The sequence below is a fragment of the Nitratireductor lacus genome (assembly GCF_056431025.1).
This window is the reverse complement of the sequence record NZ_JBWKMB010000001.1, coordinates 326,489-344,004: the sequence shown is the minus strand read 5'-3', so window position 1 is coordinate 344,004 and position 17,516 is coordinate 326,489. Positions and strand designations below refer to the sequence as shown.

General features: G+C 61.2%; 15 protein-coding genes and 2 tRNA genes. 9 read left to right on the top strand and 8 right to left on the bottom strand.

All coding sequences use genetic code 11. From position 1 onward, the window contains the following. Positions 1 to 65: 65 nt before the first annotated feature. Complete coding sequence (locus tag AC07E3_RS01690; protein ID WP_478360110.1) at positions 66 to 1,691, top strand: peptidoglycan DD-metalloendopeptidase family protein; 1,626 nt, start codon at positions 66 to 68, stop codon at positions 1,689 to 1,691. 90 nt (positions 1,692 to 1,781) lie between these two features. Here AC07E3_RS01690 and AC07E3_RS01685 read toward each other — a convergent pair whose 3' ends face one another. Next, on the bottom strand, positions 1,782 to 2,660 hold the full coding sequence (locus tag AC07E3_RS01685; RefSeq protein ID WP_478360109.1) for an ATP-binding protein: 879 nt from the start codon (positions 2,658 to 2,660) through the stop codon (positions 1,782 to 1,784). A 242-nt stretch (positions 2,661 to 2,902) separates the two neighbouring features. Here AC07E3_RS01685 and yajC point away from each other — a divergent pair, with 242 nt between their 5' ends. From yajC to AC07E3_RS01660, 5 genes are all read left to right on the top strand, one after another. Beyond that, positions 2,903 to 3,250 (top strand): preprotein translocase subunit YajC, encoded by a 348-nt coding sequence (yajC, locus tag AC07E3_RS01680; RefSeq protein WP_336068399.1) that lies wholly within the window; start codon positions 2,903 to 2,905, stop codon positions 3,248 to 3,250. Positions 3,251 to 3,319: 69 nt separating this feature from the next. After that, the gene (secDF, locus tag AC07E3_RS01675) at positions 3,320 to 5,890 is read left to right on the top strand and encodes a protein translocase subunit SecDF (protein ID WP_336068402.1); all 2,571 of its coding nucleotides are present in this window, start codon (positions 3,320 to 3,322) and stop codon (positions 5,888 to 5,890) included. Continuing rightward, on the top strand, positions 5,890 to 6,279 hold the full coding sequence (locus tag AC07E3_RS01670; RefSeq protein WP_478360108.1) for an Mth938-like domain-containing protein: 390 nt from the start codon (positions 5,890 to 5,892) through the stop codon (positions 6,277 to 6,279). The genes secDF and AC07E3_RS01670 overlap by 1 nt, the downstream gene beginning before the upstream one ends. Position 6,280: 1 nt before the next feature. Beyond that, complete coding sequence (locus tag AC07E3_RS01665; RefSeq protein ID WP_478360107.1) at positions 6,281 to 7,129, top strand: phytoene/squalene synthase family protein; 849 nt, start codon at positions 6,281 to 6,283, stop codon at positions 7,127 to 7,129. A 90-nt stretch (positions 7,130 to 7,219) separates the two neighbouring features. After that, positions 7,220 to 8,965, top strand: coding sequence for a DUF4153 domain-containing protein (locus AC07E3_RS01660; protein ID WP_478360106.1), 1,746 nt, complete (start codon positions 7,220 to 7,222; stop codon positions 8,963 to 8,965). 130 nt (positions 8,966 to 9,095) lie between these two features. Here AC07E3_RS01660 and trmFO read toward each other — a convergent pair whose 3' ends face one another. Then, a complete protein-coding gene (gene trmFO, locus AC07E3_RS01655; RefSeq protein WP_478360105.1) occupies positions 9,096 to 10,499 on the bottom strand; it encodes a methylenetetrahydrofolate--tRNA-(uracil(54)-C(5))-methyltransferase (FADH(2)-oxidizing) TrmFO in 1,404 nt (467 codons plus the stop codon). 146 nt (positions 10,500 to 10,645) lie between these two features. Between trmFO and AC07E3_RS01650 the strand changes: the two genes are divergently transcribed. Next, on the top strand, positions 10,646 to 11,191 hold the full coding sequence (locus AC07E3_RS01650) for a hypothetical protein (protein WP_478360104.1): 546 nt from the start codon (positions 10,646 to 10,648) through the stop codon (positions 11,189 to 11,191). Positions 11,192 to 11,676: 485 nt separating this feature from the next. Here AC07E3_RS01650 and AC07E3_RS01645 read toward each other — a convergent pair whose 3' ends face one another. Then, positions 11,677 to 11,817, bottom strand: coding sequence for a DUF1127 domain-containing protein (locus AC07E3_RS01645; RefSeq protein WP_007008226.1), 141 nt, complete (start codon positions 11,815 to 11,817; stop codon positions 11,677 to 11,679). Positions 11,818 to 12,149: 332 nt separating this feature from the next. On the opposite strand from AC07E3_RS01645, the gene AC07E3_RS01640 reads away from it, so the two are divergent. Continuing rightward, a tRNA-Leu gene (locus AC07E3_RS01640) sits at positions 12,150 to 12,234 on the top strand. 88 nt (positions 12,235 to 12,322) lie between these two features. Next, entirely contained in the window at positions 12,323 to 13,759 is a 1,437-nt protein-coding gene (gene tig, locus AC07E3_RS01635) for a trigger factor (RefSeq protein ID WP_336068416.1), read from the top strand. Between the two features lie 71 nt (positions 13,760 to 13,830). Here the strand turns inward: tig and radC are convergent, their stop codons facing one another. The 5 genes from radC to AC07E3_RS01610 all read right to left on the bottom strand — a co-directional run bounded on the left by radC (position 13,831) and on the right by AC07E3_RS01610 (position 17,467). Beyond that, positions 13,831 to 14,595 carry a RadC family protein gene (gene radC, locus AC07E3_RS01630; protein ID WP_336068417.1) on the bottom strand — a complete coding sequence of 255 codons (765 nt, stop codon included), beginning with the start codon at positions 14,593 to 14,595 and terminating at the stop codon, positions 13,831 to 13,833. A gap of 42 nt (positions 14,596 to 14,637) precedes the next feature. Beyond that, positions 14,638 to 15,465, bottom strand: a complete 828-nt coding sequence (gene map, locus AC07E3_RS01625) for a type I methionyl aminopeptidase (RefSeq protein ID WP_336068419.1) — start codon at positions 15,463 to 15,465, stop codon at positions 14,638 to 14,640. 57 nt (positions 15,466 to 15,522) lie between these two features. Continuing rightward, positions 15,523 to 16,221 carry a DNA/RNA nuclease SfsA gene (gene sfsA, locus AC07E3_RS01620; RefSeq protein ID WP_478360103.1) on the bottom strand — a complete coding sequence of 233 codons (699 nt, stop codon included), beginning with the start codon at positions 16,219 to 16,221 and terminating at the stop codon, positions 15,523 to 15,525. Positions 16,222 to 16,270: 49 nt separating this feature from the next. Then, positions 16,271 to 17,245, bottom strand: a complete 975-nt coding sequence (locus AC07E3_RS01615; RefSeq protein ID WP_478360102.1) for a hypothetical protein — start codon at positions 17,243 to 17,245, stop codon at positions 16,271 to 16,273. 146 nt (positions 17,246 to 17,391) lie between these two features. After that, positions 17,392 to 17,467: transfer RNA gene (locus AC07E3_RS01610), tRNA-Glu, on the bottom strand. Positions 17,468 to 17,516: the final 49 nt, after the last annotated feature.

The window sequence follows — 17,516 nt, the reverse complement described above, 5'->3', positions numbered from 1 at the left end:
ACCGCTGAGTAACATTAACGCGATTTAATTGCCCGTGTTCAGGTATTGGGTACGCGGGTAGTCAAATGCGTTGTATTGCACGGAATTTCGATCGCGCGCTTCTGCGCGGAGCAGCCGTCATCTTGATAGGCGGCGTGGCGGCAGGATGCAGTTCCGATCTATCGCGCTTCAAGTCCAGCGACTTTGCCGACGCACGGTCGACGAACCGCAGCGTCGCCATGGCACCTGCAAGCCAGCCCTATCCGGGCGATGTCGGCGCGGGTCTCGACAATACCTACACCGGCTCGATCAGCAGGCAGGGCGGTGGCCCGCGGCCGTCGGCTTCCGTTGGAGGGGCGATGCAGCAGCCACTGCCAGCTCCCACGAATACCGCTGCACGCGCTGCAACACGACCTGTCGATCTGACCGCCCCCAGTGTCGCCGGTAGCAGTGTGCAGCGCCAGCCCATCGCCGCGCCGTCGCAGCCCGCGTCGGTTGTTGCAGCCGCCCCTGCGCCGCAGCTTGACCGGACCCCGACCGGTTCCGTGACCCGCCAGCCGGCACAGGCCCAGGCGCCCGTGCGCAGTGGCAACAGCGGCGATAGCGGCTGGAGCGATGTGGGCGGCACCACAATCACCGTGCGTGAGGGCGAGACGGCCTACAATTTGTCGCGGCGCTTCGGTATTCCGGTTGCCGCAATTCTCAGCGCCAACAATCTTTCAAGCGCTTCCGAGCTGAAGGCCGGGCGGAAGATCGTCATCCCGACCTATGTCTATTCGCGGCGTGCCCCGGTTTCGGCACCGGACAATGATGCGCGCCCGCAGCAGCAGGCCGCGCGGCAACCGATCCCGAGTGAACCGGAACCGCAGCGTGAACCGCAGGAGCGCCTCGCTGTTCTGCGCGAAACGCCGCGGCCTAAACCGCGCCCTCAGGGTGCGGAGACCAGCAACGCGACTGCAGGCACCAACAGCGCAAGCCAGGTGCCTTCGCAGGCCGGCACCGGCGCGGGCGGTTCCTACACGGTTGTTTCAGGCGACACGCTTTACGGCATCGCCCGCAAGACGGGAGCGAGTGTCGCCAACATCAAGGTAGCGAACGGCCTCTCGGATGGATATCTGCGGGTCGGCCAGACGCTGGCCATTCCTTCGGGCAATGTCAGCCAGCCCACCCAGGTGGCGAATGCCTCCAGCGGCGTTGACCGGACAACGACGAGCGCGACGACACGTGAACCCGCGCAGGTTGTGAAGACGTCGGCCCCACAGGCAACGTCCTCCACGCAGACCCAGGTCGCGGCGGTTGCGACGCAGAGCAGGGATGTCGCGCCGGACTCGACCGGGATCGGCAAGCTGCGTTGGCCGGTGCGGGGGCGGATCGTTTCCGATTTCGGCAGCACATCCGGCTCGGCCCGCAATGACGGCATCGACATCGCGGTTCCGGCGGGTACGCCGGTGAAGGCAGCCGAGAACGGCGTGGTGATTTATGCCGGCGATGGTCTCAAGGAGTTTGGCAACACGGTGCTCGTGCGCCATGACAACGGCATGGTCACGGTCTACGGGCACGCCAGTGCGCTTCGGGTCAAACGTGGCGAGAAGGTGCGGCGTGGACAGGAAATCGCGCTTTCGGGCATGAGCGGCAGTGCCGACCGCCCGAAACTGCATTTCGAGGTGCGCAAGGACGCGACGCCCGTCAACCCGAGCGGCTATCTGGAATAAGCGTTCCCTGAATAACGAGAAAAAGCTGCGGCCTGCCAGACCTCCGGTCAGGCCGCCTCTTTGACCCGCCCGTGAGGGCGGGTCTTTTATTTATGTATCCAGCCGTTTGCCGAGACGTCCGGCGAGGTCCTGAATGAACTGCCAGGCGACACGGCCTGAACGGCTGCCGCGTGTGGTTGCCCATTCGAGCGCTTCGGCGCGCAGGGTTTTCGGGGCGATCTCGAGGCCGAAATGGGCGACATAACCGTCGATCATCGCCAGGTAGTCGTCCTGAGAACATTTGTGAAAGCCGAGCCAGAGCCCGAAACGATCCGACAGGGAGACCTTTTCCTCGACGGCTTCCGACGGATTGATCGCCGTGGAGCGTTCATTCTCGATCATGTCGCGGGGGAGGAGGTGGCGCCGGTTGGAGGTGGCATAGAGAATGACGTTGGCCGGCCGGCCTTCGACCCCGCCCTCCAGCGCCGCCTTGAGAGACTTGTAGGACGTATCGTTCTGATCGAAGGACAGATCGTCGCAGAACAGGATGAAGCGGAAGGGGGCAGCTTTCAACAATGCCATGAGCTGGGGGAGGGTCTCGATATCCTCCCGGTGAATCTCGACCAGCTTCAGAGGCGCCTGCCCGGTTGCCGCGGTGCGGTTGATCTTCGCGTGCACCGCTTTCACCAGTGATGACTTGCCCATGCCGCGCGCGCCCCACAAAAGCACATTGTTGGCTGGCAGGTCCCTGGCAAAACGGTCGGTGTTGTCGGAGAGAATGTCGCGCACGCGGTCAACACCCCGGATGAGACCGATGTCCACCCGATTGACGTTTTCAACGGGTTCAAGCGCCCTGCGATCAGCCTGCCAGACGAAACAGTCGGCGGTGTCGAAGCGGGGAGGAACCGCCGGTGCGGGCCCGAGCCGCGCAACGGCTTCAACCAACCGGTCCAGCTTTTCAGACAACGCTTCAATGGTTTTGTCGGACATGGTTTCCTCACGATGGCACATGCGACTTTGATTGGCGTACCGTACCGTACGGTTCTTTCACAGAGCCGGGTAATTTGCAAGCCGGGAAGGAGGGGCTGCGGTACAGAGCGGGTGTCTGGCGGAGACAAGCGTTCAGAAGTGCGTGCGCAGAGACCGGGAACAGTTGCAATGAAGAGGCGAAAGTCTATATTCCGGCCACATTTATGACCAGCCGGCTCTCCGGCACATATCAGGAGTTTTCGATGTTCATCACCCCGGCATACGCACAGGCTGGCGCAGGCGGAACGCCCGACATCTTTGTCAGCATCCTGCCTTTCGTCCTCATCTTCGTGATCATGTATTTCCTTATAATCCGCCCACAGCGCCAGCAAATGAAGAAGCGCACCGAAATGCTCGCCGCAGTGCGCCGCGGTGACACGGTGGTGACGGGCGGTGGCCTGGTCGGCAAGGTGACGAAGGTCATCAACGACGCCGAACTCGAAATCGATCTCGGCGGCGGAAACAAGGTGACGGCCATGCGCGCAATGCTCGCCGAAGTGCGGGTGAAGGGCGAACCGGTGGCTGACAACAGCCAGGCCGCCAAGAAATAACCGCAATATGACGTGATTGCCGGGAAGGGCCGGCAAAACGGCCCTTCCAAACTGAACCGACGAGGCCCCATGCTACATTTCTCGCGCTGGCAAACGATCCTCATATGGCTGGCTGTGGCGCTTGGCGTCGCCTATGCGGCGCCGAATATCATTCCGCCATCCTATTTGTCCTCGATGCCGAGCTGGGCGCCTTCGCGGCCGATGACCTTGGGTCTCGACCTTCAGGGCGGTTCGCATATTCTTCTGCAGATCGAAAAGCAGGAACTGATCGAAGAGCGCATCGTCACCACGCGTGACGACATTCGCCGCCTGCTGCGCGAGAAACGGATCGGCTATACCGGCCTGACGGGGTCTGGCCAGAGCGTGCAGGTGCGTATCCGCGATGCGGGTCAGGTTGAAGAGGCCAAGGAGGCGCTGCGCGAGTTGACTCAGCCGGTCAATTCGGGCCTCTTCAGCGGCGGCACGGTGACCGAGCTTCAACTGACGGAGCCGGAACCGGGGCTCCTGCGCTATTCGCTGACAGAAGAGGGCATCAACTACCGTATCTCGTCTGCGCTGTCGCAGTCGATCGAGGTGGTGAGCCGCCGCGTCAATGAACTCGGTACGACCGAGCCGATCATTCAGCGGCAGGGCGATGACCGCATTCTGGTACAGGTGCCGGGCCTGCAGGATCCGCAGCGCCTGAAAGACATTCTCGGCCAGACCGCCAAGCTGACTTTCCAGATGGTGGACCAGTCGGTGCCAGTGCAGGAGGCGATCAATGGCCGCCCGCCCATCGGTACGACAATCAAATATTCCGTGGACGACCCGCCCGTTCCCTACCTGATCGAGGACCGGGTGATCGTTTCGGGTGAAAACCTCGTGGACGCGCAGGCGACATTCGACCAGCGCACCAATGAGCCGGTGGTCAGCTTCCGCTTCGACACCAAGGGCGCGACAAGGTTCGGCCAGGCGACGCAGGAGAATGTCGGGCGCCTTTTCGCCATCATTCTCGATGACCAGGTTATTTCCGCACCGCAGATCCGCGAACCCATCCTGGGCGGTACCGGACAGATTTCAGGAAGCTTTGACGTGCAGTCGGCCAATGATCTGGCCGTTCTTCTGCGTGCCGGTGCACTTCCAGCAACCCTGACCATCATCGAAGAGCGTACTGTCGGACCAGGCCTTGGCCAGGACTCCATCGATGCCGGTAAGATCGCTGCAATGATCGGCGCCGCGCTCGTCGTGCTGTTCATGATCGCAGCCTATGGCCTGCTTGGCGTGTTTGCCGTGGTGGCGCTTGCGGCCAACGTGACGATGATCGTCGCCATACTGTCTGCGCTGGGAGCGACGCTGACGCTCCCGGGCATTGCCGGTATCGTGCTGACGATCGGCATGGCGGTGGATTCAAGCGTGCTCATTTTCGAGCGCATACGCGAGGAACGGGCCGGAGGGCGTTCGCTGATCCAGGCGGTCGATACGGGCTTCTCCAAGGCGCTGGCCACCATTGTCGACGCCAATGTGACGACGCTGATCGCGGCGATCATCCTGTTTTATCTCGGATCGGGCCCGATTCGCGGTTTCGCGGTCACACTCGCCATCGGTATCGCCACGACGGTGTTCACCGCCTACACGCTGACACGGTGGATCGTTGCCGACTGGGTGCGTCGCCGCCGCCCCAAGGAGCTGCCGCGCACACCACTGCGTTTTGTGCCGGATGGCACCAGCATCGGCTTCATGAAGCTGCGCCGCGTGACCTTCACGCTCTCGGCCATCGCGTCGATTGCGGCCGTCGCGCTCTTCATGACCATCAACATGAACTACGGCATCGACTTCAAGGGCGGTTCGTCGATCGAGGTCCAGTCCCGCGAAGGACCGGCGGACATCGGCGATATCCGAGCACGTCTGTCCGATCTCAATCTTGGCGAGGTGCAGGTTCAGGAGTTTGGCGATCCGCGCGAGGTGCTGATCCGCGTTCAGACGCAGGACGGTGGCGAGAATGCCGAGCAGACCGTGATCGCCAAGGTGCGGGGGGAGCTCGAGGATGCCTATGAGTTCCGCCGCGTTGAAGTGGTCGGACCGACGGTGTCAGGCGAACTGGCGCGGGCCGGCACGATTGCCGTGCTTGTCTCGCTGATGGCGATCCTGATCTATATCTGGCTCCGGTTCGAGTGGCAGTTCGCCGTGGGTGCGATCCTGGCAACGCTGCACGATGTGATCATGACCGTCGGGTTCTTCGTGATTACCGGAATAGAGTTCAATCTTTCGAGTATCGCGGCGATCCTGACAATTGTCGGCTACTCACTGAACGATACGGTGGTCGTCTATGATCGCGTGCGCGAGAACCTTAGACGGTTCAAGAAGATGCCGCTGCCGGAGCTTCTGAACCTGTCGATGAACCAGACCCTGTCACGCACCATCATGACTTCCGTGACAACGCTTCTGGCGCTGGCGGCTCTCTTCGTCTTCGGCGGCGAGGTCATTCGCTCCTTTACGGCGGCCATGATCTTCGGCGTTGTGATCGGCACCTATTCGTCGATTTTCATCGCCGGGCCGTTGCTGATCCTGTTCCGCATGCGCTCCACCGGAGCACTCGGTGCGGAGCAGGGCGGCGATGACGCAGCCGGTTCGGAGACGACCGGACAGCTGCCGGCCAAGTGATGGCGGGCGGTATCGAAATCCGCGCGGCCCACTTTCCGGGCCGCGCGCCGATCGATGCCTACGGCAATGGCGGGTTTCGCTTTGCCGACATGTCGCATCGCGGCTCGATCCTGTGTCTGCCCTCGGGGATACATGGATGGGGTGTGAGCAGCTTCGGTGATGTGGGGGAGGCCGATCTTGCCCGCCTGCTGGACGAAGCCGCTGAGTTCGACATCCTTCTCGTGGGGACGGGCGATACGCTGATCCCGATGCCCCCGCAGATGCGCAGGAGCTTCCGCGAGGCCGGCGTGGCGGTGGAGACCATGGCCACGGGCGCGGCTGTGCGGACCTACAACGTGCTTCTCGCAGAGGACCGTACCGTTGCTGCAGCGCTGATCGCCGTCGACTGAGATGGCAGAGGTGGAGCCATTCGTCGTTTCGTTGGTGCGGGAGGCCGATCCAGACCGCTACCTCTCCGTTCTTTATGCTCCAGAAGACAAACGCGCGGCGCTTTTCGCGCTCTACGCGTTCAATGCCGAGGTGGCTGGAATCCGTGACCGCGTGAGCGAGCCCCTGCCGGGGGAGGTGCGGCTACAGTTCTGGCGCGATGTGCTGACGGCGGACGCTGCGCCGGAAAGCGCGGAGGGCGCGCCGCTTGCGGTCGCGCTGCTCAATGCGATCCGCAGCCACCAGCTTCCCGTTCAGCCACTGCTCGACCTTCTGGAAGCGCGCAGCTTCGATCTTTACGACGACCCCATGCCGAGCCGGAACGATCTGGAAGGATATTGCGGCGAGACGGCGTCTGCGTTGATTCAGCTTGCCGGGCTGGTGCTCGACACGCCTGCCGCCATGCGGTTTTCCGAAGTCTCGGGGCATGCCGGCTGTGCGCAGGCCATTGCCGGGCTTCTGCGCATGCTGCCGATCCACCGCAGGCGCGGGCAGTGCTACATCCCGGGCGACCTTCTCGATGCTGCCGGGACCACGCGCGAAAACCTGTTGAATGGTCAGGACAGGGCGGGCTCGGCGCGCGCGCTTGCCGCCATGATCGCATTGGGCAGGCACCACGTTGCCAGGTTCGAGGAGGGGGCGAGAGGCCTGCCTGCTTCGCTGCGCCCCGCCTTCCTGCCGGCGGGCCTTTCGAAGACGTATTTGGGTCGTCTCGAAGCCAAGGGGGAAGCAGCCCTCAATGAGGTCGTGACGCTGGCGCAATGGCGGCGGCACTGGCTGATGTTCAGGCATGCCACAAAGGGCTGGGGATAAGCCTTCGGAAGCGGTGCCTAAATTGTACCGCGCTTTCATGATCCTGATTGTGCAAAGGTTCGTTCCGGGGGAAAGTTTTTGGCAGAACAAATGAACGACGCTCATGCGGGCACCGGCTGGCTCGCCTCATCGCGGGAGGCGATTGCCGCCATGGGAGATGCGTTGTCGCGCTTTCCCGTCACGGTGATCTTCCTCTTTCTGATGGCGCTACAGGCCAACGCGATGGTGGCCGATATCGATCTCGTTCCGGCCTGGATTTTGGGTTCGGTGCGAGACGAAGACCTGCTTCTGGCATTGCTCGCAGCGGTGTTTGCCTCATTCGTCGCAACACTTCTCGCGCAGGCATGGCGTTTGTCTGCATTGATCGCGGCCCTGCTGGCGTTGCTCGCTGGCGTGGCCGCCTTCACCGTGATGTGGTCGACAGTGGCGGACCGCACGGTGGAATGGGCGTTTCTTGCTTCGCTGATGGCGCTGGTGCCGATCGCGCCCTTTGCGGGCAGGGGATCGGGAAATGCGTTCTGGATGTGCACGGCGCGGCTTGCCTTTGCCGCTGCACTCGGCCTCCTGGCCTTCGTGCTGTTTGGTGGCGGCATTTCCGCCATTCTGGCAAGCCTCACCCATCTCTTCGGCATCGACATCCCGAGCGATCTCTATGAACATATCTGGGCCTCCATAGGACTCTTCGTTGCACCCCTGTTCGGGCTTGGTCAGACCCCGCGCGTGTTTGACGAGGAACCGGGCGGGCATGAGCATGACATGATGCAGCGGGGCATGCGGTCGCTGGGTGATTTCGCGGCGGTTCCGCTCCTCATCATCTACGCGGTGATTCTGCATCTCTATGTGGCGAAGATCATCGTTACGGGGGAGGTGCCGCAGGGGCAGATCGGCTGGCTGGTGCTGACCTATGGCTCCTGCATTGTCGCCGTTCTGCTTCTGACCAAACCGTTTCTCGACACCGCTCGCGCGCCGACGCGTTTCTTTGTGCGCTTCTGGCCGCTCTTTTTGCTGGTGCCGCTCGGCCTGCTGTTTTATGCACTGTCGCTGCGCGTGGGCGCATTCGGTTGGACAGTGCAACGGTATTTCCTGGGGCTGTTCGGCCTGGTGATGCTTGTTCTGGTCGTTCTGCAGCTCGTGCCACGGCTGCGTGGCGATATTCGCATAATCGCCGGCATTCCGGTTCTGGCGCTTCTTGTCGGCAGCTTTGGCCCGCAGGGCGCTCTCGACTGGTCGTTGTCATCGCAGCGCGAGCGATTTCTGGAAATCGTCCGGGGCGAGCCGGAGGACTTGCAGACGAAGGCAGAGGCGCTTGCCGTATTGCGTTATCTGAATGGAGAAAATGCTGCGCTCGACGTGGCTCCGCACGGCTTTGTTGAGGAGGATGGCGAGAGCCTCTATCGGCAGGTGGCGCATGCCTGGGGCCTCGACCCCGACAATCCCGTGCAACGCGGGCGACAAGGGTTCTCCTATAACAACCCGGGAATTTTCGCGTTCGCTCTTGATGGGTTCGACATCGCAATCCAGAACGCACAGTTTTACCGGGAGAACGACCCAACAGGTGGTGTCGCATTGCCTGACGGGACCGTTCTCAGGCTGCTTCTGAAAAAGAACGCGGTATCACTGGAGCCGGCGGAGGGCACACCCACGCTGTTTTCCATCGATACCGCAAAAATCGTCGAGCTTTCCTCGCAGGAGGATCAACCTGCGGTGCTGCGCCTTGAGGCGGAGGAGCGGACGATTGTGCTGATCCCCAGCTATCTCTATGCAAGATCGGATCCGGAAACGGTTTTGGAGAATTTCACGGGAACCGTGCTTTTGCGTAGCGCCGACTGGCCCTGAGCCTGAAAGAGCGGCCGCGGCCGCGGTGTGACTTTCGATCTCCGGGGGTACGGATTCGTGGCGCCGAACGAAAAAAGGGGGCCTGGACCGGCCCCCTTTGATCTTGCGCGTTCAAAGGCTTTTGAAAGGCTTATTCGGCTGCCGCGACGGCGGAAAGGCCGTCAAGCCATGCCTTGAAGTCGACAAGCGCGCGCGCTGTCAGCGCCTTTTTCTTGGCGATGGATTTTTCCTTGCCGCGAAGCCGTTTGCCTTCAGGCTTCGGGACCTCGACAGGCGGGAAAAGGCCGAAATTGACGTTCATTGGCTGGAATGAACGCTTGCCGGGCTCGTCATCCGAAAGAATGTGTCCGCCGGTGATGTGATTGAGCAGGGCGCCGAAGGCGGTGGTCGCTGGTGGCGTGGGGATGGGGCGCCCCAAACGCTCGGCTGCCGCGAAGCGACCGGCGATCAAACCCATGGAGGCACTTTCCACATAGCCTTCGCAACCGGTGATCTGCCCGGCAAAGCGCAGCCCCGGGCGGCTCTTCAACTGCAATGTGCCGTCCAGAAGGGTCGGAGAGTTCAGATAGGTGTTGCGGTGCAGCCCACCGAGACGCGCGAACTCAGCGTTCTCCAGACCGGGAATCATGCGGAAAATGTGCGTCTGTTCGCCGTATTTCAGCTTCGTCTGGAAGCCGACCATATTGTAGAGCGTGCCGAGTGCATTGTCCTGACGCAGTTGCACCACGGCATAGGGTTTTTCATCGGGCCTGTGCGCATTGGTGAGCCCCATGGGCTTCATGGGGCCGTGCCGAAGCGTTTCGGGGCCGCGCTCGGCCATTACCTCGATTGGCAGGCAGCCGTCGAAATAGGGCGTGCCTTCCCATTCCTTGAACTCGGTCTTGCCGCCTTCAAGAAGGGCCTGGATGAAGGCTTCGTACTGCGCCTTGTCCATGGGGCAGTTGATATAGTCCTTGCCCGTGCCGCCTGGACCGACCTTGTCATAGCGCGACTGGAACCATGCCACGTCGAGATTGATGGAATCGAAATGCACGATGGGTGCAATGGCATCAAAGAAAGCGAGCGATTCTGCGCCGGTCGCCTGTGAAATGGCTTCTGCCAGTGCCGGTGCGGTCAAGGGACCGGTGGCGATGATCGCCTGATCCCAGTCTTCCGGCGGCAGCCCGGTGATTTCTCCGCGCTCAATGGTGATGAGCGGATGAGCCTCGAGCGCTGCCGTGACCGCTTCTGAAAAGCCATCGCGGTCGACGGCGAGCGCGCCGCCGGCCGGCACCTGGTTGGCGTCGCCGCAGCGCATGATGAGCGAATCCGCCAGGCGCATCTCCGCGTGAAGCAGACCGACCGCGTTGGTTTCTGCGTCGTCGGAACGGAAGGAGTTGGAGCAGACCAGTTCGGCAAGGCCATCGGTCTTGTGGGCGTCTGTGCCGCGCACTGGCCGCATCTCATGCAGAATGACGGGAATCCCTGCCTGAGCAACCTGCCAGGCGGCTTCGGAGCCGGCGAGTCCGCCGCCAATGATGTGTATCGGTTTCATGAAGTGGAGATAAGCCGCCGTATCGGGGAATGCAACGGCAGACGATGCGCGCTAACCAATTATGCAGAGCGTGGCTGGTGGCGCTTTCCCTATTCGGACCCGCAGCGTAGATTATCTCAATGGGGCTTGGAATTTTACGTAAAGGAATGGTCTGCGCGGCGCTGACGCTCTTCTGGGTAGACGCGGCACAGGCGGAGCGCGTTTATGTCTGCAGCGGATATGGCTGCTTCTACAAGAAAAGTCTGACGATTGATGCAGCGGCCAGGCAGCGGCTGACACGCATCATGGCCTCGGGCAGGGCTTCTGCGAAGGCCGAGCGTGCGGCTGTGGGAAAGGCCGTACGCTATTTCGAAAAGCTGGCGACACAGGCCATCGGTGTGCGGGACGACGCGAAGTCGGCACCCGGCGGCGCGCATGTCCATGGCCAGATGGACTGCATCGACGAGTCGCGCAACACGCGTACGCTGCTGCGTTATCTGGAGCGGCACGGGCTGCTGCGCCATCACACGGTGCAGCGGAACTCAGCGCGCGGCTTTTTCGTGGATGTGCGCTATCCGCATGCGACGGCCGTGCTGCGCACGAAGAGCGGAGAGGATTGGGCGGTGGACAGCTGGTTTGAGCCGGCCGGCGGGGCGCCCGACATCATGAAACTGTCCGAATGGAAAAAGCGCGGTGTGCGCGGCGAACGCTGAACGATTCCCAAAAAAACGACACCCGCCGAGGGAGGAGGTTCGGCGGGTGTCGCTATGGGATGACCGGCAATTTGGGAGGAGGAGGTTGCCGGTCTATTCGCCAGGGTTGGGAGGAGGTAACCCGGACGAAATCTATGAAACTCAATTCCTGACAGCGCCCATATAGGTAGGCTTCTGCCCGGAAACAACACCCGCCGAGGGAGGAGGTTCGGCGGGTGTCGTTTTGGGATGACCGGCAATTTGGGAGGAGGAGGTTGCCGGTCGTTTCCTTCGGAATTGGGAGGAGGATAACTCCGAAGGAAGCTCTAAAAACTCTGTGTGGCGCGCTGTTTCAAGCTCTGCCGCCCGTTCCAACACCTGCCGGGGGAGGAGATCCGGCAGGTGTTGTTTTGGGGTGACCGACAATTGGGAGGAGGAGGTTGTCGGTCATATTCGTCAGGATCGGGAGGAGGTGACCCTGGCGAAACTCTTAAACTCTTGTGCCCTTAGAGGGACTTGCGCGCCACGAACGGGATGTCGCCGCGGGAGATGCCCAGATCGTTCAGCTCACGGTTGGACAGACGGCTCAGTTCGGTGACGGTCTGACGGTAACGGCGCCAGTTGCGGTAATTGCGGATGATGTTCATCTCAGTGCTCGCTTCGTTTGAATTCCGTGTTCGTTGTTGAGCATGAGATAGTCCCATCCCGCTCAGCTTTGAAGTGCCAATGTTGCATGACAGCAATGCGATTTGTGCAATGCAGCATGGCCTTTTTGCGGCTGCGTTATGGCAGGGAGCCGGCGGGATTATAATCGATTTATAAAAAATGCTGGAAACGAAGCGGGAGCGCGGGGTATTGCCGGGTCGGCAAAAGGATCAAAAAAGCCCTGAATCTTGCCAATTTTGCTTTGATAGACTAGGTGCAGGTGATATAGAACCCGCGCTTTCGGAAGCTTAGGGTGTTCCTTGGGTCTTTCGAAGCGGGTGTGGTGGAATTGGTAGACACGCAGGATTTAGGTTCCTGTGGCGCAAGCCGTGGGGGTTCAAGTCCCTCCACCCGCACCAGAAGGGCCATTCCCGGTAAGATTCCCCGACAGGAAGAGCGGTGGGCGCCGTGAACGCGGCGACAAAAGCGAATACAAAGGTATGATGGATGCAGGTAACCGAAACTCTCAACTCAGGGCTCAAGCGCGAACTTAAGGTCGTCGTTCCTGCAAAGGACATGGAGGCGCGCCTCACCCAGCGTCTCGATGACGCGAAGGGCAAGGTAAACCTCAAGGGTTTCCGCCCCGGCAAAGTGCCCGCTCAGCACCTGCGCCGCGTTTATGGCAAGTCTTTCATGGCCGAGGTTGTGAACGAAATCCTTGCGGACACGCAGAGCATCCTGACCGACCGCGGCGAGAAGCCGGCCATCCAGCCGGAAATCTCAATGACCGAGGACGAGAAGGAAGCCGAGAAGGTTCTCTCCGGCGATGCGGATTTCGAATTCTCGATGTCTTACGAGGTCATTCCGCCAATCGAGCTGAAGAGCTTCTCCGACATCAAGATCACGCGTCAGGTCTATGACGTGACGGATGAGGAAGTCGAAGAGCAGGTCAAGCGTGTCGCCGATTCCGCCCGCACCTATGAGGTGAAGAAGGGCAAGGCGGCAGACGGCGACAAGGTCAAGCTAGACTATCTCGGCAAGATCGACGGCGAGGCCTTTGATGGCGGCGCTGCCGAGGATTCCGAGGTCGTGATCGGCATGAACCAGTTCATCGCCGGTTTCGAAGAGCAGCTTGTAGGCCTGAAGGCCGGCGACGAGACGACGATCAAGGTGACCTTCCCGGAAGAATATGCGGCTGCGCATCTGGCCGGCAAGGAAGCCGAGTTCGACATCAAAGTCAAAGAGGTCTCCAAGCCCAATGAGCTGGAGATCAACGATGAGACCGCAAAGCAGCTCGGCCTTGAATCGGCTGACAAGCTGCGCGAGATCGTTCGTGGCCAGCTCGAGAACCAGTTCGGTCAGGTGACACGCCAGAAGGCGAAGCGTCAGATTCTCGACGCGCTGGACGAGGCTTACAAGTTCGAAGCGCCGTCCAAGCTCGTGGAAGCCGAGTTCGAGAACATCTGGAACCAGGTGACCCGCGATCTCGAGGCTGCCGGCCGCACCTTCGAAGATGAAGAGACGACCGAGGAAGAGGCGCGCGAAGAGTATCAGCGTCTTGCTGAGCGCCGCGTGCGTCTGGGGCTCGTTCTCTCCGAGGTCGGCGAGAAGGCAGAGGTCAAGGTTGGCGACGAAGAGATGCAGCGCGCGCTCATCGAATCGATCCGCCGCTACCCGCCGCACCAGCAGCAGGAAATCTACGAGTTCTACCGTCAGAACCCGCAGGCCATGGCCAACATCCGTGCGCCGCTGTTCGAGGAGAAGGTCATCGACCATTTGCTCGGTGAGATCTCCGTCACTGACGAGAAGGTTTCGCGCGACGAGCTGATGGCGGACGACGAAGACGAGGCTGAGGCAAAGCCGGCGAAGAAGGAGAAGGCTGCTCCGAAAAAGAAAGCCGCTCCGAAAAAGGCTGCTGCCAAGAAGAAGGAAGAGGGCGAGTAATCGCTTCTCGACTTTTTCAGAACTTTGTGAAGGCCGCTCCATGAGCGGCCTTTTCCGTTCTGGTCACGGGTTCAGATAAGCTGGAGCCCCTTGAAGCTGACATGGCTCTTCTTTCCGACAATGATGTGGTCGTGAACCGTGATGCCAAGCGGTTTTGCCGTGTCGACGATGGTCTTCGTCATGTCGATATCGGCGCGTGAGGGGGTCGGGTCGCCAGAGGGATGGTTGTGCACGAGGATTACCGCCGTCGCGGCGAGTTCCAGAGCGCGGCGGATGAGTTCGCGCGGATAGACCGGCGTATGATCCACCGTGCCGGTCTGCTGGACCTCATCGGCGATCAACTGGTTCTTCTTGTCCAGAAACAGGACGCGGAACTGCTCGCGGTCTTCGTGTGCCATGACAGCGGTGCAGTATTCGATCACCTGGGACCATGAGGTCAGAAGCTGGCGGTTGCGGAGATCTGCCTTGAGCATCCTCTGGGCAAGGGCTGCCGCGATCTTGATGTCGCGTGCGGCTGACGCGCCGATGCCGTCGACTTCCTTAAGCAGGCGCTCGGGTGCGCCGAAAACCTCGGGAAGCGAGCCGAAGCGCTCCAGCAGGGCTTTCGCGGGGCCTTTCGTGTCGGCACGCGGTATCGAGCGGAACAGGAACAATTCCAGGATCTCATAGTCCAGAAGTGCCGCGCTGCCTGCCTCCGCGAAACGCTGCCGCAGCCGGTCGCGGTGCCCGTGATAATGCGGCTTCGTTCCGGTTTTTCCAGCCGGCGCAAACTGCTCTTCTGCAAAGAAACTGCGTTCGTCTTCCCCGTCCATGACGTGCCCCCGCCGCTGCCCCATATGAACATGCGCCTCCTCGACGACGCACGTTCTGGTAGCAGTTTAAGCCGGGAGGCCGGGCCGGTCGAGCCCTGCGGGCGAAAGCGTGAAAATTTCGCAACCGGTTTCCGTAACACCGATGGAATGCTCATACTGAGCCGACAATGAGCGGTCACGGGTGACCGCCGTCCAGCCATCGGACAGTACTTTTACATGCGGGCGACCGAGATTGATCATGGGCTCGATGGTGAAGATCATGCCTGGACGCATCTCGACGCCCTCATTGATGCTGCCATAGTGCAGGATATTGGGTGCATCGTGGAACAGTTGCCCCACCCCATGGCCGCAGAAGTCGCGTACGACCGAGCAGCGTTCCCCCTCTGCATAGGACTGGATTGCCGCGCCGATGGCGCCAGTGCGCGCGCCTGGCTTCACCGCAGCGATGCCCCGCATCAGGCACTCATGGGTCACTTCAAGAAGGCGCTCGGCAGCGCGCTTGATGGTGCCAACAGGATACATGCGGCTTGAATCGCCATGCCACCCGTCAAGGATGTAAGTGACATCGATGTTGACGATATCGCCATCACGCAACGGCTTGTCGTCGGGAATGCCGTGACAAACCACATGGTTGATCGAGGTGCAGGTCGACTTGGTGTAGCCGCGATAGTTCAGTGTCGCGGGGATCGCGCCGTTGTCCATGCCGAATTCGAAGACAAACCTGTCGATTTCGTTGGTGGTCACGCCCGGCGCGACACGGTCTGCAAGTTCATCCAGGCAGCGTGCGGTCAGGTTGGATGCCCTGCGCATGCCTTCGAACCCTTCTTCCCCGTAAAGGCGAATCTGGCCGGTGTTTCGCATGGGGGCGGAGTCTGCTTCGAGATAGGTGACCATGGAGCTTGAATCGCTTGCGCTTCGGTTGGGTGTTGCTACCGGATTTTGCTGTTTTTATCACACGATGTCTATCAGCCTGTCCGGCTCTATGGCTTCAGGGCTGATTTGGCATTTGATAGCGTAAGCTTCAACCCCGGCTTTGTCGGCAAGTGCAAATGCGGCCGTATAAGCGGGGTCGAGATCGTCACACAGGCGAAAACGCTCGCAGTCGCTTCTCTGGATCAGATAGATCATGATCGCGCGATGGCCGGCCCTGCGCATGGCCATCAACTCGTGCAGGTGCCGCGCTCCGCGCTCTGTCACTGTGTCGGGAAACTCCGCAAGACCCGCCTTGCGCATGAAATGCACGTTCTTGACTTCCACATAGGCCGAGGGGCGCTGCGGATCCTCCAGAAGCATGTCGATACGGGAGCGTTCCCCGTAGCGCTGCTCACGCTTCAGAATGGGATAGGTGGCAAGATCGGACACAAGTCCGGCGCGAATTGCTTCTTCGGCGAGCCTGTTGGGCAGGCCTGTGTTGATGCCAACCAGCGTGCCATCGGCCTCCACGATCTCCAGACGGTGGCTGTATTTGCGCTTCGGGTCGTCTGAGTGGGAAAGGAAGATTCGCGACCCTGCGGCTGTGAGACCGAGCATGGAACCGGTGTTGGGCACCGAAACGGTGATCTCCGTGCCGTCCATCAGCGTGACGTCGGCAAGGAAACGCTTGTAGCGGCGAATGAGGCGGGCTTCGATCAGGGGTGTTGGAAACTGCATTGTGTTTTGGGAGGGCTTTCAGCGGGGCGTTGGGGTTGTTGAGGCGGTATCAGCCCTGTGTCGGACTGTGGGCCACGGCTGCTGCACGCCTGCGATAATACGGGCCAAGGACGAGCGGTGTCAGATACATGGGGATCTGGTAGCAGCCGATGAAAAGCAGCAGCGAATCGGTAACGCTGGCGGGGAGGGCTGTAAGGAAGAGGCCGATATTGCGGTTGCCGGCAGCAATGCCCAGGGGCGCTGCAATCCGTTTGTCTCCATAGCGTTCAAGCAGGGCTGTCACAGCGATCTGCAGGACGAAGTTGGCGACAAAGGCAACCGCCAGATTGAGGCCGACACGCGCCGGATCGACGAGAAGGGTCTCGCCCACTGCCGACATGAGGCCGACAACCACGACACCCATCAGAATGGCCGACAGGCCGTCAATTGACCGGATGGCCCCGGGGGGCGGGCTTGAGAGCGCCAGACGGCGCAGGAAGAAGGCGGCGGAGACGGCCAGCGCAATGACGCCCAGCAACCGGCCAGCGGCCGCCAGGATCACATCGGCGCTGCCAAGCGCCGGGGTCAGCCAGAAAACCGGAAGAACCGTAAGCGGCAGGAGGGCTGTTCCGAGCGTCATGACCCGCATGACAGGGGCGGGGTCGTTGCCGGTCATGATTGCCAGGTGCGGGCTGCCGGACACAGGCGCGGCGGCCGCCATCAACACCAGGGCCGTGGGCAGGACCCCGCTCCATCCGATTGCCAGAAAGAAAAGTGCGAAGCCGATGGGCAGAAGCAACTGAAAGGCGAGCGTGGCGACGAGTGACTGGCGAAAATCGCCCAGCGCGCCGATGAGGGCTTTCGGGCCCACTCTAAGGGCTGCCAGAAAGAGCAGGGCAGCGATCATTTCGGCGATCCAGGGCTTTGCAGCATGAGCGGCAGCCGGTGAGGCTATGCCCACGAGAAGCCCGGCAATCAGGAAGAAGCGGGCATGGGATGCGGCAAAGCCGAGCAGTTTCTCCACAGCGGTCAATAGGCCCTGCATTCCATCGCCTTCCTGTCCGTGCCGCTGACGCAGACACGCCTCCATCAGTCGCAACCATTTCATGCGAGGAGTACGCGTGCTGCAAGACAGGGTCAAACCCGGTTCGTCAGCGTCAATCCATATGCGATGTGGAAAGCGGGAGAAACTGGCACGCCCAACGGGACTCGAACCCGTGTTTCCGCCGTGAAAGGGCGGCGTCCTAGACCGCTAGACGATGGGCGCGCTCAAGACGATCCGGCTTATAGTGAGCTTCGCTGCCGGGGGCAACCCG

What these genes read in the sequence shown, in the direction of transcription:
- AC07E3_RS01690 (WP_478360110.1), top strand. Translation starts at nt 66, where the DNA reads ATGCGTTGTATTGCACGGAATTTCGATCGCGCGCTTCTGCGCGGAGCA.
- AC07E3_RS01685 (WP_478360109.1), bottom strand. Translation starts at nt 2,660, where the DNA reads ATGTCCGACAAAACCATTGAAGCGTTGTCTGAAAAGCTGGACCGGTTG.
- yajC (WP_336068399.1), top strand. Translation starts at nt 2,903, where the DNA reads ATGTTCATCACCCCGGCATACGCACAGGCTGGCGCAGGCGGAACGCCC.
- secDF (WP_336068402.1), top strand. Translation starts at nt 3,320, where the DNA reads ATGCTACATTTCTCGCGCTGGCAAACGATCCTCATATGGCTGGCTGTG.
- AC07E3_RS01670 (WP_478360108.1), top strand. Translation starts at nt 5,890, where the DNA reads ATGGCGGGCGGTATCGAAATCCGCGCGGCCCACTTTCCGGGCCGCGCG.
- AC07E3_RS01665 (WP_478360107.1), top strand. Translation starts at nt 6,281, where the DNA reads ATGGCAGAGGTGGAGCCATTCGTCGTTTCGTTGGTGCGGGAGGCCGAT.
- AC07E3_RS01660 (WP_478360106.1), top strand. Translation starts at nt 7,220, where the DNA reads ATGAACGACGCTCATGCGGGCACCGGCTGGCTCGCCTCATCGCGGGAG.
- trmFO (WP_478360105.1), bottom strand. Translation starts at nt 10,499, where the DNA reads ATGAAACCGATACACATCATTGGCGGCGGACTCGCCGGCTCCGAAGCC.
- AC07E3_RS01650 (WP_478360104.1), top strand. Translation starts at nt 10,646, where the DNA reads ATGGTCTGCGCGGCGCTGACGCTCTTCTGGGTAGACGCGGCACAGGCG.
- AC07E3_RS01645 (WP_007008226.1), bottom strand. Translation starts at nt 11,817, where the DNA reads ATGAACATCATCCGCAATTACCGCAACTGGCGCCGTTACCGTCAGACC.
- tig (WP_336068416.1), top strand. Translation starts at nt 12,323, where the DNA reads ATGCAGGTAACCGAAACTCTCAACTCAGGGCTCAAGCGCGAACTTAAG.
- radC (WP_336068417.1), bottom strand. Translation starts at nt 14,595, where the DNA reads ATGGGGCAGCGGCGGGGGCACGTCATGGACGGGGAAGACGAACGCAGT.
- map (WP_336068419.1), bottom strand. Translation starts at nt 15,465, where the DNA reads ATGGTCACCTATCTCGAAGCAGACTCCGCCCCCATGCGAAACACCGGC.
- sfsA (WP_478360103.1), bottom strand. Translation starts at nt 16,221, where the DNA reads ATGCAGTTTCCAACACCCCTGATCGAAGCCCGCCTCATTCGCCGCTAC.
- AC07E3_RS01615 (WP_478360102.1), bottom strand. Translation starts at nt 17,245, where the DNA reads ATGCAGGGCCTATTGACCGCTGTGGAGAAACTGCTCGGCTTTGCCGCA.